Origin of the sequence: Klebsiella sp. RHBSTW-00215 (assembly GCF_014103785.1) — a bacterium.
Taxonomy (GTDB): Bacteria; Pseudomonadota; Gammaproteobacteria; order Enterobacterales; family Enterobacteriaceae; genus Klebsiella.
On sequence record NZ_JABXQS010000001.1, the window covers coordinates 4,939,842 to 4,954,652 of the forward strand.

General features: G+C 52.6%; 15 protein-coding genes. 7 read left to right on the forward strand and 8 right to left on the reverse strand.

Annotation, left to right across the window (positions count from 1 at the left end):
• The first annotated feature begins 324 nt into the window (after positions 1–324).
• Entirely contained in the window at positions 325–1,830 is a 1,506-nt protein-coding gene (dtpA, locus tag HV127_RS23575) for a dipeptide/tripeptide permease DtpA (protein WP_182239181.1), read from the forward strand.
• Between the two features lie 108 nt (positions 1,831–1,938).
• Positions 1,939–2,544: a glutathione transferase GstA gene (gstA, locus tag HV127_RS23580; RefSeq protein WP_112214395.1), complete on the forward strand. Its 606-nt coding sequence runs from the start codon at positions 1,939–1,941 to the stop codon at positions 2,542–2,544.
• A gap of 42 nt (positions 2,545–2,586) precedes the next feature.
• On the opposite strand, the gene pdxY is transcribed toward gstA, so the two are convergent.
• The 5 genes from pdxY to anmK form a co-directional block, all read right to left on the reverse strand.
• Entirely contained in the window at positions 2,587–3,447 is an 861-nt protein-coding gene (gene pdxY / locus HV127_RS23585; protein WP_182239183.1) for a pyridoxal kinase PdxY, read from the reverse strand.
• A gap of 61 nt (positions 3,448–3,508) precedes the next feature.
• Positions 3,509–4,783: a tyrosine--tRNA ligase gene (tyrS, locus tag HV127_RS23590; protein WP_112214397.1), complete on the reverse strand. Its 1,275-nt coding sequence runs from the start codon at positions 4,781–4,783 to the stop codon at positions 3,509–3,511.
• 126 nt (positions 4,784–4,909) lie between these two features.
• Complete coding sequence (pdxH, locus tag HV127_RS23595) at positions 4,910–5,566, reverse strand: pyridoxamine 5'-phosphate oxidase (RefSeq protein WP_181486408.1); 657 nt, start codon at positions 5,564–5,566, stop codon at positions 4,910–4,912.
• A 57-nt stretch (positions 5,567–5,623) separates the two neighbouring features.
• Positions 5,624–5,947: a C-type lysozyme inhibitor gene (gene mliC / locus HV127_RS23600; protein WP_112214429.1), complete on the reverse strand. Its 324-nt coding sequence runs from the start codon at positions 5,945–5,947 to the stop codon at positions 5,624–5,626.
• 92 nt (positions 5,948–6,039) lie between these two features.
• Entirely contained in the window at positions 6,040–7,164 is a 1,125-nt protein-coding gene (gene anmK, locus HV127_RS23605) for an anhydro-N-acetylmuramic acid kinase (RefSeq protein ID WP_181486010.1), read from the reverse strand.
• Positions 7,165–7,432: 268 nt separating this feature from the next.
• On the opposite strand from anmK, the gene slyB reads away from it, so the two are divergent.
• Positions 7,433–7,900 (forward strand): outer membrane lipoprotein SlyB, encoded by a 468-nt coding sequence (gene slyB, locus HV127_RS23610; RefSeq protein ID WP_110273983.1) that lies wholly within the window; start codon positions 7,433–7,435, stop codon positions 7,898–7,900.
• 216 nt (positions 7,901–8,116) lie between these two features.
• Positions 8,117–9,469 carry a GGDEF domain-containing protein gene (locus tag HV127_RS23615; RefSeq protein ID WP_182239185.1) on the forward strand — a complete coding sequence of 451 codons (1,353 nt, stop codon included), beginning with the start codon at positions 8,117–8,119 and terminating at the stop codon, positions 9,467–9,469.
• A gap of 45 nt (positions 9,470–9,514) precedes the next feature.
• Here the strand turns inward: HV127_RS23615 and slyA are convergent, their stop codons facing one another.
• Complete coding sequence (gene slyA, locus HV127_RS23620; RefSeq protein ID WP_110273982.1) at positions 9,515–9,955, reverse strand: transcriptional regulator SlyA; 441 nt, start codon at positions 9,953–9,955, stop codon at positions 9,515–9,517.
• Positions 9,956–10,125: 170 nt separating this feature from the next.
• Between slyA and HV127_RS23625 the strand changes: the two genes are divergently transcribed.
• The 3 genes from HV127_RS23625 to HV127_RS23635 are packed head-to-tail and all read left to right on the forward strand — an operon-like array spanning position 10,126 to position 13,293.
• Positions 10,126–10,362 (forward strand): DUF1656 domain-containing protein, encoded by a 237-nt coding sequence (locus tag HV127_RS23625; protein WP_110273981.1) that lies wholly within the window; start codon positions 10,126–10,128, stop codon positions 10,360–10,362.
• 10 nt (positions 10,363–10,372) lie between these two features.
• On the forward strand, positions 10,373–11,269 hold the full coding sequence (locus HV127_RS23630) for an HlyD family secretion protein (protein ID WP_182239187.1): 897 nt from the start codon (positions 10,373–10,375) through the stop codon (positions 11,267–11,269).
• A complete protein-coding gene (locus tag HV127_RS23635) occupies positions 11,269–13,293 on the forward strand; it encodes an FUSC family protein (RefSeq protein ID WP_182239189.1) in 2,025 nt (674 codons plus the stop codon). The genes HV127_RS23630 and HV127_RS23635 overlap by 1 nt, the downstream gene beginning before the upstream one ends.
• Here HV127_RS23635 and sodC read toward each other — a convergent pair.
• Together sodC and HV127_RS23645 are read right to left on the reverse strand one after the other, a co-directional pair.
• Entirely contained in the window at positions 13,286–13,807 is a 522-nt protein-coding gene (gene sodC, locus HV127_RS23640; protein WP_181486005.1) for a superoxide dismutase [Cu-Zn] SodC, read from the reverse strand. The genes HV127_RS23635 and sodC overlap by 8 nt on opposite strands.
• Before the next feature lie 60 nt (positions 13,808–13,867).
• Positions 13,868–14,764 (reverse strand): aldo/keto reductase family oxidoreductase, encoded by an 897-nt coding sequence (locus HV127_RS23645; protein WP_182239191.1) that lies wholly within the window; start codon positions 14,762–14,764, stop codon positions 13,868–13,870.
• Positions 14,765–14,811 lie beyond the last annotated feature (47 nt).

Consider the following 14,811-nt stretch of genomic DNA (forward strand, 5'->3'; position numbering starts at 1 on the left):
TTTTAGGATTATGGGCTATATGACTGGATGCAAGCGTTAACAGCAGAACATATTGCCATTATGCGATAAATTTCGGTTCCCAGCAGATAAAAACGCTTTCATTGGTCAAACGATGAAATTTAACTCTGCATAACATTTGAATAGGCGGTGTATTATAACGCACAGGATATGTGTAACAGATTATTGCAAAGCTATTGCCTGAAGGGGCAGGATAGTGAACATTACCTGCCGTTTTCCCTCCAGAATAACTATAAAGGCGGCGGTCTTCTAAGATTGCGCCCCGAACACCCCCCGTTAATATGGGATGTAAAAAAAGAGGTATTTGTGTCTACTGCAAACAATAAACCAACAGAAAGCGTCAGTTTGAACGCTTTCAAACAACCACGCGCGTTCTATCTCATCTTCTCTATTGAGTTATGGGAGCGTTTTGGTTTCTACGGCCTACAAGGGATCATGGCCGTTTACCTGGTAAAACAGCTGGGTATGTCAGAAGCGGACTCTATCACTCTGTTCTCCTCCTTTAGCGCCCTGGTATACGGTCTGGTGGCTATCGGCGGCTGGTTGGGCGACAAAGTACTGGGCACTAAACGCGTCATTATGCTCGGTGCCATCGTTCTGGCTATCGGTTACGCTCTCGTCGCCTGGTCCGGGCACGATGCTTCTATCGTTTATATGGGTATGGCGACTATCGCCGTCGGTAACGGCCTGTTTAAAGCCAACCCGTCCTCCCTGCTCTCTACCTGCTATGACAAGAACGACCCACGTCTGGACGGTGCATTTACCATGTACTATATGTCCGTCAATATCGGTTCCTTCTTCTCTATGCTGGCCACGCCATGGCTGGCGGCAAAATTTGGCTGGAGCGTGGCGTTCGCGCTGAGTTTCGTAGGCCTGGTGATCACCATCATCAACTTTGCTTTCTGCCAGCGTTGGGTGAAACAGTACGGCTCTAAACCTGACTTCGAACCGGTAAATGTTGGCAAACTGCTGGCGACTATCGTCGGTGTAGTGGTTCTGGTAGCGATCGCCACTTGGCTGCTGCACAACCAGGGTATTGCACGTATGGCGCTGGGCGTCGTCGCTCTGGGTATCATCTTTATCTTCGCTAAAGAAGCCTTTGCAATGCAGGGTGCCGCGCGGCGTAAAATGGTGGTGGCATTCATTCTGATGCTGCAGGCAATTATCTTCTTCGTCCTGTATAGCCAGATGCCAACTTCTCTGAACTTCTTTGCGATTCGTAACGTTGAACACTCGCTGCTGGGCATCGCGTTCGAGCCTGAACAGTATCAGGCGCTGAACCCATTCTGGATCATTATCGGTAGTCCGATTCTGGCCGCTATTTATAACAAAATGGGCGATACCTTACCGATGCCGATGAAGTTCGCTATTGGTATGGTTCTGTGCTCTGGCGCGTTCCTCGTGCTGCCGCTGGGCGCTAAGTTCGCCAGCGATGCTGGTATCGTTAACGTCAGCTGGCTGGTTATCAGCTACGGCCTGCAGAGTATTGGTGAACTGATGATTTCCGGTCTCGGCCTGGCCATGGTTGCACAGCTGGTTCCACAGCGTCTGATGGGCTTCATCATGGGTAGTTGGTTCCTGACAACCGCTGGCGCTAACCTCATCGGCGGCTATGTCGCGAATATGATGGCAGTACCAGAAAACGTGACTGACCCGCTGATGTCTCTGGAAGTGTACGGTCGCGTGTTCCTGCATATTGGTGTAGCAACCGGCGTTATCGCTATCCTGATGCTGCTGACGGCACCGAAGCTGAACCGCATGACCCTGGATGACGACAAAACAGCGAAAGCCAGCGATACCGCTACTGCTTAAGCTATCCGGGAAAACCCAAAAATTTAAACCGCTAACGCTCTGTTAGCGGTTTTTTTTTACCCCTGAGCGGACTAACATACAGAAAACCGTAGCCACGAGGAGATATCGATGAAACTGTTCTACAAATCCGGCGCTTGTTCTCTTGCTTCGCATATCGCGCTGCGCGAAAGCGGGCTGGATTTCACCTTGCAGGGCGTTGACGTCATGAAAAAACGCCTCGAAAACGGGGATGATTATCTGCAGATCAACCCGAAGGGGCAGGTTCCGGCGCTGCTGCTGGATGATGATGTGCTGCTGACTGAAGGCGTGGCTATCATGCAATATATCGCGGATCGCGTGCCTGACCGCCAGCTACTGGCCCCGGTGGGTTCCATTGCCCGTTATCAGACGCTGGAATGGTTAAACTATGTGGCGACAGAGCTGCATAAGGGCTTTACCCCGCTATTCCGCCCGGATACGCCGGAGGATTTCAAACCCATCGCTCGCGCGCAGCTAGATAAAAAAATGCAGTATGTTGATGAGTGCCTGCAGGATAAAGAGTGGCTTAACGGGCACCGCTTCAGCATCGCCGACGGCTATCTGTTCACCGTGCTTCGCTGGGCGTATGCCGTGAAGCTGGATATGGAAGGTTATAGCAACATTTCGGCCTGGATGAAGCATGTTGCCGCGCGCCCTGCCGTCGCCGCGGCGTTGGAAGCCGAAGGCCTGAAGTAAGGCAAATACTTGCCCGACGCTCGTCGGGCAAGCTCTTCAGGCTTAAAGCTGCGTGGCGCTAAAGTAATGCTCCGGCTGAGCGATACGATCCTGCGCCGCCACCACCTGAAGTTCATACTCCTGCATATTTTTTGTCGCCAGCATGATTTCATAGACTGCCGCGGTAACATGCTCCAGCGCATCGCGCAGATTAGCCACTTGCAGCAGTTTAACCAGCAGCAGACCGCTGGTGACATCGCCTACGCCCACCGGCTGGCGCATGCCAAAATCCACCAACGGACGGCTGATGTGCCATGCTTCATCTGCAGTGACCAGCAGCATTTCAAAACGATCCATGCTCAAACCAGCACGCGAGAGGTGCTTGACCAGCACCACTTCCGGCCCCTGAACAATCAGCTCGCGCGCGGCAGCAACCGCTTCGCTGACGTTAGCCACTGGATGCCCGCAAAGGATCTCCAGTTCAACCAGGTTTGGCGCAATAATATCGCTCGCCGGTAGCGCATAACGCACGTGAAACTCCGCTACGCCAGGTGCTACGATACACCCCTTTTCAGGATGTCCCATGACCGGGTCGCAAAAATACTTTGCTGCCGGATTGGCAGCTTTGACCTGACGCACAATACCGAGAATGTGCTCGCCCTGTTCGGCAGACCCCAGATAACCGCTCAGCACAGCGTCACAGCGCTGCAGTTGGTTAATATCGGCGATACCCTGAACAATTTCCGTTAGGTGCGCTGGCGGCATCACGCATCCGGTCCATTTTCCGTACTGAGTATGGTTGGAGAATTGGACGGTATTAAGCGGCCAGACGTTAACGCCAAGACGACGCATCGGAAATTCAGCGGCGCTATTGCCGGCATGGCCAAACACAACGTGAGACTGGATGGCGAGGATATTCTTCATCTTGATTACCTGACAGCAAAAAATAAGGGGCGTGGTTTCCCACGCCCCTGCCTTTACGCAATTACTTCCAGCAGACCAGACAGTAATTTTTCTTACCGCGGCGCAGCAAGGTGTAGCGACCAAACAAAATATCACTGTCCTGGAAGAAATATTCCGGGTCAGACTGTTTTTCACCGTTGATAGTTACCGCATTTGAGGCGATGGTTTTACGCGCCTGACCACGAGACGGCTGCAGGTCAGAATCCACCAGCGCCTGCATCAGGTCAGCACCTTTTTCCATTTCGATCATCGGCACGCCATCCTGCGCCAGCTGTTCGAAATCAGCTTCGCTCAGGTCACTCAAATTACCGTTAAACAGGCTTTCAGTGATGCGTTTTGCCGCCACCAGACCTTCTTCACCGTGAACCAAACGCGTGACAAGCTCAGCCAGCACATACTGGGCACGAGGCGCTTTACCGCTATTTTTGTCTTCTTCTTCAAGGGCATTGATCTCGGCAATGTCCATAAAGGTGAAGAACTTCAGGAAGCGATAAACGTCTGCATCCGCAGTGTTGATCCAGAACTGGTAGAACTTGTACGGACTGGTTTTCTTCGGATCCAGCCATACTGCACCACCCTCGGTTTTACCGAATTTAGTGCCGTCAGCTTTGGTGATCAGCGGAACGGTCAGACCGAAAACCTGGTTCTGGTGCAGACGGCGGGTCAGGTCGATACCAGAGGTAATGTTACCCCACTGGTCGGAACCGCCGATCTGCAGCGCCACGCCGTGCAGTTCGTTCAGGCAGGCAAAATCATAACCCTGCAGCAGGTTGTAGGAGAACTCGGTAAAAGAGATACCCTGATCGTCACGGTTCAAACGCTGCTTGACCGCTTCTTTGTTGATCATCTGATTAACAGAGAAGTGCTTGCCGATATCACGCAGGAAAGTCAGCACGTTCATGCCGCCAAACCAGTCGTAGTTATTCGCGGCAATGGCGGAGTTATCGCCACAATCAAAATCGAGGAAAGGCGCGACCTGTTTGCGGATTTTATCGACCCACTCCTGCACGGTGTCTGCGGTGTTCAGTTTACGCTCGGCGGCTTTAAAGCTCGGGTCGCCAATCAGACCCGTTGCACCACCAACCAGCGCAACAGGCTTGTGGCCTGCCTGCTGAAAGCGTTTCAGGCATAACAATGGAACAAGATGCCCCAAGTGCAAGCTGTCGGCGGTTGGGTCGAAGCCGCAATAGAGCGCGATCGGGCCTTGCGCCAGTCGCTCTGCTAACGCTTCCTCGTCCGTCACCTGGGCTACCAGCCCCCGCTCTTGCAATTGTTTAATCAAGTTACTGCTTGCCATCAAATTCTCCATGTATAAAACGACTGCACCTTTGCCGGTACACGACTTTTCGCCAGACGCGAAAAGTACATAGAATAAAGCGCCGGGCCACGTAGCACCAGCGCTTAACACAACATTTTGCGTCCTTTATGGCGCCAGGCGGTCGATTTGCCAGCTGCTGTTTTGTCGTTGGTAGAGAAAACGGTCGTGCAGGCGATGTTCACCACCCTGCCAGAACTCCATCTGCTCAATGCTGACGCGGAATCCACCCCAGAAGCTCGGCAACGGCACTTCGCCCTGCTGGAACTTTTGCTTCAGTTCAAGGAATTTGCTCTCGAGGATACCGCGAGCCGAAATGCGGCTAGATTGCTGTGACACCCAGGCACCAATCTGGCTATCGCGTGGCCGGCTGTGGAAATACTTCACCACTTCCAGCGTCGAGAGACGCTCAGCTTTGCCAATAACCATCACCTGGCGCTCCAGCATGTGCCATGGAAAAAGCAGGCTGATACGGGGATTTTTTTCAATCTGGTGCGCTTTGCGGCTGCCAAGGTTGGTGTAGAACACCAGACCTCGTTCATCGTAATGCTTCAGCAAAACGATGCGCTGGTAAGGCTGCAAGTTTTCATCAACGGTCGCGACAACCATTGCCGTAGGATCGGCAAGTTTCGCGTCACAAGCCTGACGCAACCAACGTTCAAATAGCGCCAAAGGTTCGGCGGGAAGGTCGTGGCGACGCAGGCCACCACGGATATACTCACGGCGCAGATGCGCGATTTGCTGCAATTCGTCGTTATCAGACATGGCAATCGAGAAAGTAGTCAAAGGGTGGCGTCATTGTGCGCCCCCAGGACTGAAATCTCAACGTTTGGCGGCCTGTAGCTGGCAGTTTTCCAGCACAACGCTGTCGCGTTTATAGACGGTTGCGCTATCGCCTTTAGACCAGAAAACGTAAACGCCATCGGTATAGCGAGCGCCGGATGCTGATAACCCCTGCGGCAAATTCAACTGCTGGTTATCGTAAATAAAGCTGACCTGCTGGCGGGTGTTATTCAGATGGACGGTCAACGGCTTCTGGTCACATTGATACTCCAGCGTATCCGTATTCATCCGCTCGACAAACTGGTTGTAGTAGCTACAGCCCGCGAGCATAAAAGGTACAGCAAGGATAAGAATTTTTTTCATCAGTTTGCCTTCGACTTTCCCGGTCCAGGAGAGCATTACGCCCTCCTTCAACGATATCCAGTTTACAAATAAATACCGGCGGGTGATTTCAGTTAACTCCGATTCTGCGGTGGATTTGCCGGAAAAATAGCGCCCAGCACAGAGGCTTGCGAAGCACCGGTCACGGAAGGCAGGTTTCCCGGTAATCCGGCGAGGGTGCGCCATGCCAGCCACGCGAAAGCTAATGCCTCCATATCATCGCCGCTGATCCCCGCCTCATCGGTGGTCGACACTTCGGTTCCCGGCAGCAGCGCCGCCAGACGCGCCATCAACAGCGGGTTACGCGCTCCGCCACCGCATACCAACAGGCGCTCACAACCGCCGCTGAGCAGCACCTGTTCACTGATGCTCACGGCGGTCAGTTCCGTCAGCGTAGTCTGCACATCCTGAGCACGCAGTCCCGGATACCGCGCTAAATGCTGCGCCAGCCAGCCGTAGTTAAAGTATTCACGCCCGGTACTCTTCGGTGCGGGCAACGCAAACCACGGATCGCTTAACATGTCCTGCAGCAGCGGCAGCAAAACTCTACCCTCGCTGGCCCATTGCGCGTCTTTATCATAGGGCTTGCCGCACTGACGCCAAATCCAGGCATCCATGAGCATATTGCCAGGGCCTGTATCGTAGCCGCGTACCGGTTGTCCCGGCACCAGCAAAGAGAGGTTGGCGATGCCGCCAATGTTGAGAATCATGCGTCGCTCAACCGGGTGCGCCAGCAACGCATGGTGGAATGCAGGAACCAACGGCGCCCCCTGCCCGCCAAGCGCCATATCGCGGCGGCGAAAATCCCCTACCACCGTCACCCCGGTGTGCGCGGCAATCTGGTTATTATCACCAATTTGCATAGTATGCGGCGCATCACCGCCAGGCTCATGCCACACCGTCTGACCGTGACAGCCAATGGCGATGATTTCCGATGCCTGCAAATTCTCCTGACGCATCAGCGCCAGAACCGCATCGGCAAACAGCCGCCCGAGGCGCGTATCAAGCCGACCCAGTTGCGACAGCGTCAACTGCTGTCCCTGACAGATAGCCAGAATCTCTTCTTTAATAGCAATGGGGATGGGATACGTCAGGCTGGCCTGCTGAGCGACCAGGTTTTCATTAATTGCTGCGAGAACAACATCAACACCATCAAGACTGGTGCCGGACATTACGCCGATAAAGCGACCTGATTTCATACGCTTTCCTTCATTCCATGACTCTCGTATATCCACACTCCACCATAAACGGGGGGGCAATGCTATGCTGCTATAATATTTTTTAACAATACAAGCAGTGCGATTGTCCTTAACGTAAAGAACTTATGTTTAGTTTAGGTTGAGACGACTCTGATTATTATTTTTTGTATAGTCCACGCATCTGCTATGCCAGCAGACGCTTAAATGCCATATAATTGGCTACAAGGAAGTTCAATAGAACGCTTCTTGGTGAACAGGAGATTCATAAATGATTTTACGTGTTTTGGCTGTCTCGATGATTGGTTTTACACTTGCAGGTTGTGTCAGCAGCAGCGGCCTGTCCGGTGACGTTTACTCCGCATCTGAAGCCAAACAGGTCCAAAGCGTGACCTACGGCACCATTGTGCACACCCGCGCAGTTCAGATTCAGGGCGGTGATGAGAGCAATGCGATCGGTGCAATCGGCGGTGCGGTATTGGGCGGCTTCCTGGGTAACACCATCGGTGGCGGTACGGGTCGTTCGCTGGCAACGGCGGCAGGCGCGGTCGCAGGTGGCGTTGCAGGCCAGGGTGTGCAGGGTGCGATGAACAAAACCCAGGGCGTTGAGCTGGAAATTCGCAAAGATGACGGCAACACCATCATGGTGGTACAGAAACAGGGCAGCACCCCGTTCTCTGTCGGTCAGCGCGTAGCCATTGCCGGCAGCGGCAGCCAGGTTACTGTTTCCCCGCGCTAAAAGTGCTTATGCGGTCCTCCCGGACCGCATTTTTATATAAAAAAAGTATTACTTACCAAAATATATAAATCCAGAAAATACATTTAGATTTTATCCTTATATTCCTTCTACTGTTTGCGCCCGCTCAATAAATCAAACTCGCCAATCCGTTATTTTCCCCTAACCATTTGCGACAACCTGTCGTTTTACATTGCCCTTTATTGAGGGATGCAGCCTATGCCTTTTCATCTGAAGCGTTTATCTCATCGTATATTTCTTTATGTCCTTGCTTGCATTATTTCTATTGCTGCGATTAATTTCCTGGCTGGCTCATTAATTCATCGTATCTCTACAACATCGCCAACGCTGTTTCCTGTCCTGACTATTTCATTGATGAGTTTCCATATTACCATTGCCTGTTTTATGGCAATGAAATATCTCTGCGATAAAAAAAGATTGTACCTGGCTCCCATCGCCTTCGCTTTCTGCTGCTCGGCCCTGTTGATGTTGGGAACGCTGAGCAGCTACCCAGACTGGCTGCTTTGCGGTCAGGGGCGTGCCGTTAATCAAAATGATGCGCTGATTTTTTATTTTTTTCGTAACGTCATGATGGCAGTATTATTTACCACCTCAACCATCTTATATTATTTCCGTCATAGAACAATCAACTCATGGAAAGCTCATGTTATAGTGCTCATCGGTTGCATTTTTTTCATCAGCGTAATACTGACGCTATCCTGGGTTCACTCCAGCCATTCACCGTGGTTGAATATAGACTTTATTGATAATTTAGCCTTTACCTTTACACCGCTGTGGCATAGCCGAATTGGTTTGGTGTTAATTATCACCTGGTCATTAACGCTGATCTTACTTATTTACGTGACGCAACTGCGTAATATATTCTGGTACAGCGGTGCATTCTTCTGTAGCGCCTATATCTTTACGTTAATGATGCTACTTTCCTCAGCGAGTAGTAGTGACCACTCCTGGAACCAGGCTCGTTTCTTTGAAACCCTGAGCACCCTGTTTCTGATTCTGGTTCTACTTTGTGACGTTTTTATGCTCTACCGCGAATCAAACAATAAATACATTCACTCTTACCAAAACTCCATCCGCGACCCTCTGACCAGGTTGTATAACCGCAGCTACTTTTACGACACGCTGAACGGACTGCTGCCGAAGGTTTCTGCCTCACAGCCATTATCAGTTATCGTCAGCGATCTTGACCACTTCAAGCGTATTAACGACAACTACGGGCACGTACAAGGAGATAAAGTGATCCAGTTTGCCGCCAGCGTCCTACAAAACAGCGTGCGGCAGCACGACGCAGCTGCACGAATCGGCGGCGAGGAGTTTGCTCTACTTCTGGTGAATACAGGTGTCAAAGAGGCGCTGGCCATTGCTGAACGCATCCGCCTGACCGTCAGTGAAGAACGAGCTGAGCTACCGGAAAGAATGACCATCAGTATGGGGGTCTTCACCACGCAGAACACTGACATTTCAGCAGAGGAGTGCGTTCGACGCGCAGATGAAGCGATGTATGAAGCCAAAAATAACGGCCGCAATCGCGTTGTCGTTTGGCATGAATAATGTGAATAAAAAGGAGGCCTTGAAACTACTCAAGGCCTCACAAGGTCAATCTTTTGCCTGGAGATCGAGGATATTGTGTTCAAGTTTACGAATCAAATTGAGCAACGTTTCCACTTCTTGTGCGGAAACACCTGCCAGAATTTCATCACGCGTTTTGCCGATCACCTCTTCCATTTCGTTGATCAGCGGCTCGGCTTTTTCCGTAAGCTTGATACGTTTTGCCCGCCGATCGTTTGCGCAAGTCTGGCGAGAAATAAGGCCTTTCTCCTCCAGTTGGTCAAGCGTGCGTACCAGCGATGGCTGTTCGATACCAATGGCTTTCGCCAGCTGAATCTGCGACTGTTCAGGCGGCAGCTGATGAATGTTATGCAGAGTGACCCAGTGTGTCTGCGTTAACTCCAGAGGTTTCAGGCGATGGTCGATTAGCGCGCGCCAAACGCGTACCAAACGTGCCAGATCAGAACCAAGTGGCGATTCCAATTTCATCTCCTTATAATTAGCTTGCTAAGTTATTATACTGATTTTAGAATAGTGTGCAGCATTTAAATTATCAAAACAAATGAATTACCTGATTCACTAAAATCAAGACAATGATTTACAATGTGAATAATCGCATAACCTGAACATTTCTCCTGCAACGGCAAGGATTTTTGCTTGTGAAACTGAGTCTCAACACTGCCGGATTGTCGCTCCAGGACCTGATATTTGGCGCTTCCGTCTACTTCCCCCCTATCTTTAAAGCTGTCCTGTTGGGCTTCTTTATCTGGTTGATGATTCACCGTCAGCTTCGCGACTGGATGTACGCAGGTGAGATTTGGCATCCCCTGCTAATGGACCTGTCCCTGTTTGCGCTCTCTGTCTGTCTGGCGCTGGTTTTACTGACTGCCTGGTAATATTCATTCCATGAAGAAACTAAAATACCTATCCACTTTACTGGTCGTCGCGCTGGCCATCATTGCCGCCTGGCTGGTCTGGAATTACTACACCCAATCCCCCTGGACCCGCGACGGAAAGGTTCGCGCCGAACAGGTGGGGGTCACCCCACAGGTTTCCGGTAGTATCCTGCAGTTAAACGTTCGCGACAACCAGCTGGTTAAAGCCGGGGATGTCCTGTTCAGAATTGACGATACGCCCTATAAAATTGCCGTTCTCAACGCCCAGGCACAGTTAGCCAAAGCAAAAGCTGAAGTGGCGAAAGCCAAAGCTGAACAGAAGAAAGCGGCGAGCGATGCCAACCGTCGGCGTAATTTGTCGCAGAATTTTATCTCGGCGGAAGATCTGGAAAATGCCAATACCGCCCTTAATACCGCAAATACCAATCTTGAGGCTATAAAAGCCGTGGTTGACGTCGCGCAGGCCAGCCTTGATCACGCTCAGTGGCAACTCACACAAACTGAAATTAAAGCCCCGGTGGATGGCTGGGTGACCAACCTGTCAACTCGCGTTGGCGACTACGCCTCCGTGGGTCATCCGGTTTTCGCTCTCGTTGATAGTCACTCTTTCTACGTGGTGGGCTATTTTGAAGAAACCAAGCTGCGCAATATCCGTCCGGGCGATAGTGCACAAATCATTCTCTATAGCAGCAAACAAAAGTTACAGGGTCACGTCGGCAGTATCGGTCGTGCGATTGTCGATCAAAGCGTTGCAAGCGGAGGCGGTCTGGTAGCGGACATTAAACCAAATATTCCATGGGTCCGCCTGGCCCAGCGCGTCCCGGTGCGCATTGAGTTTGACAGCTTACCATCGGATACCACGCTGGTTTCCGGTACCACCTGTACCGTCGCCATTGGCCCACAGTAATGAAGCTGCAGGCCCTGACGTGGCGCTCGCTCCCGTGGATTAAGGCCAGCCGTCCTCAGTGGCGCTATGCTCTGCGTAACGGGATCGCGATGTGCCTGGCGCTCAGCATCGCCTATTGGTTGAATCTCGATGAGCCCTACTGGGCAATGACTTCTGCCGCCGTTGTGAGCTTTCCTACCGTCGGCGGCGTGATCAGTAAAAGCTTCGGGCGCATTGCGGGCAGTCTGCTCGGCGCCTGCGCGGCGTTGCTGCTGGCCGGACATACCCTAAACGATCCCTGGCTGTTTCTGTTTAGCATTTCGGCGTGGATAGCGCTCTGTACCTGGGCCTGCGCAATGTATACCAACAACGTTGCCTACGCCTTCCAGCTCGCCGGTTATACCTGCGCCATCATCGCCTTTCCGGTTATCAATATCACTGATGCTAACGAACTGTGGACCATCGCCCAGTCGCGGGTCTGTGAAGTGATCGTCGGTATTCTTTGCGGCGGTTTGATGATGATGATTTTACCCAGTACCTCGGATGGTACGACGCTACTGACCGCCCTGAAGAACATGCATGCCCGGCTGTTAGAGCACGCCAGCATGTTGTGGGTTCCGGAAACCACTGATGCGATCCGCACCGCGCATGAAAGTGTGATTGGGCAAATTCTGACCATGAATCTGCTGCGTATTCAGGCGTTCTGGAGCCACTATCGCTTTCGTCGGCAAAATCCACTGCTCAACTACCTGCTGCATCAGCAATTGCGAATGACCAGCGTGATTTCAAGCCTGCGGCGAATGCTGCTCAACTGGCCTGCGGCACCCGCTAACACCCGGGAGGTTCTGGAGGCGTTGCTGAACGAGTTGACCCATTCAGGGACCGACAGCTATAGCATCGCGAAGCTCATCGCCCCCCTGGCGCCCCCAGCGGAAGCGGACTATCGACATATCGCCTTCTGGAAACGTCTGCGCTATTTTTGCCGCCTCTATCTGGAGAGTAGCAGATGGATTAAGCGCATCGAAAACGCCTCTGTGGTGACCGAATTTAACGTACCCTCAGCACCTGCGCTGACTCGCCATACCGATCAAGCTGAAGCGCTGTGGAACGGTGTACGTACGTTTTTCGCGCTGGTGATGGTGGGTGCCTGGGGAATTAGCACCCAATGGCAGGCCTGTGCCGCCGCCCTGACCCTGGCGGCCATCTGCTGCGTGCTCTACTCAGTGTCACCTTCGCCGTTTAAGTCATTAACGCTTTTAATGCGCACGCTGGTCCTGCTCTCGCTGTTCAGCTTCGTGGTTAAATTCGGTTTGATGGTGCAGATAACCGATTTATGGCAATTTCTGCTGTTTCTTTTCCCGCTCCTGACGACCATGCAACTGCTTAAATTACAGATGCCCAAATTCGCCGGACTCTGGGGACAACTGATTGTCTTTATGGGGTCATTTATCGCGGTGACCAATCCACCGGTCTATGATTACGCTTCATTTCTCAACGATAATTTGGGCAAAATCATCGGAGTAGGTCTTGCCTGGCTGGCCTTCGCAATCATCAGTCCGGGTTCAGACGCGCGTAAAAGCCGCCGGCACATTCGGGCGTTACGGCGTCACTTCGTCGACCAATTAAGCCGCCGCCCGCAGCACAGCGAACACGAATTTGAATCGCTGGTTTATCATCACATCAGCCAGCTCAGCAACAGCCAGGATGCGCTGGCACGCCGCTGGCTGCTGCGTTGGGGCGTAGTGTTGCTCAACTGCTCCCATGTGGTCTGGCAGCTTCGCGAATGGGAAACACGCTCCGACCCGCTCTCGCAGGTACGCGATTTGTGTATTAGCCTGCTGCGCGACGTGATGAGCGAACGCGGTGTGCAGCAGCGACCACTCGCTTCAACGCTTCAGGAATTGCAGCGAATTTGCGACGCGCTCAATCACCACCACCAGCCCGCGGCAAGAGAGCTGGCGGCAGTTATCTGGCGACTGTGGTGCGCGCTATCGCAACTGGAACAGGCGCCGATTGCCGGAACGATTACCGAAAGAGCTACTTGATTACGCCGCAGGCAAAACGCTCGCCACCTCCGCCGAGGGGCTGCGGGCTGTCAGACATGTTATCGCCGCCCACGTGAATCATCAGCGCCTTTCCTTTCACCTCATCAAGCGTTTTTAACCGCGGAGCCACGACGGATTGTGTTGCTTTGCCATCGCTATTGACTACCAGGAAAGGCAGGTCGCCAAGATGACCTGCGCCATCCGGGCCCTCATGTTTCCCAGTATTATGTGGATCAAAATGTCCCCCGGCAGCACCGGCGGCGACAGCTTTGCCATCTTTGATTGCGGGCTGACAACTGGCGTTGGCATGAAGATGAAAGCCATGCTCACCGGGAGGCAGCGCTTTAAGATCGGGCGTAAACTCCAGCCCTTTATCCGTTTCGCTGATTTTGATGTTGCCAATAGCCTGTCCCACGCTCTGGCTGGTCACAAGATTGATATCGACATTTTCACTTGCCGCCTGCACGCCCATACTGGCGGCAAGGGTAAAGAGTGCGAGAATACATCGTTGCATAACACCTCCGAAATGGCTGTATCACTGACAAGTGTAGGCCATTACGGAGGCGAGCGAGGTTTAAGGAACGTCGTAGCCTAACGCCGCTTTACGGATGCGGAACCACTGCTGGCGAGTCATATTGAGCTTCTCAGCCACCAGCGCAGAGCGCACGCGCTCAATCTTTCCAGACCCAATAATCGGCAGCGGCTGCGAAGGCAAGCGCAGGATCCAGGCATATACCACCTGCTCAATGCTTTCGGCATTCAGTTCCTGGGCCACACGGGCCAGTTCATCCCGCAGCGGTTGGAAGCTTTCTTCGTTAAACAAGCGACCGCCGCCGAGGCAGGACCAGGCCATCGGTCGGATGCGCAGTTGCTGCAGCTGATCCAGCGTACCATCAAGCAACAGCGGCTGATGCACCGGAGAAATTTCCACCTGATTGGTCGCCAGGGTAAACGGCAGGCGCGACTGTAGCAGAGTAAACTGAGCTGGCGTGAAGTTAGAGACGCCAAAGTGGCGTACTTTACCGCTGTGATGCAGCGCCAGGAAGGCTTCCGCAACCTCGTCAGCATTCATCAACGGGTCCGGGCGATGAATCAGCAGCAGGTCGAGATGATCGGTGGCCAGATTACGCAGCGATTGTTCCGCGCTCTGCACAATATGGTCGCGGTCGGTAATATAGTGGCCGATGGTGTTTTCTGCCCGCGCCCGGGTGGCGATCCCGCATTTAGTGACGATTTCCATCCGGTTACGCAGATGCGGGGCCAGCTTCAACGCCTCGCCAAACGCCGCCTCACACCGGTAATCACCATAAATATCGGCGTGATCAATGGTCGTGATACCCAGATCCAGGTGTTGCTCAACAAAGCCAACCAGCTCTTTAGCGGACATATTCCAGTCCATCAGACGCCAGTAGCCCATCACAAAACGAGAGAATTCCGGCCCCTGCGGAGCCATAGCAATACGCTGAACCATAACAGCTTCCTCAACAAAAAAGTGTTCTGAGTATACGCAGTTTCGTG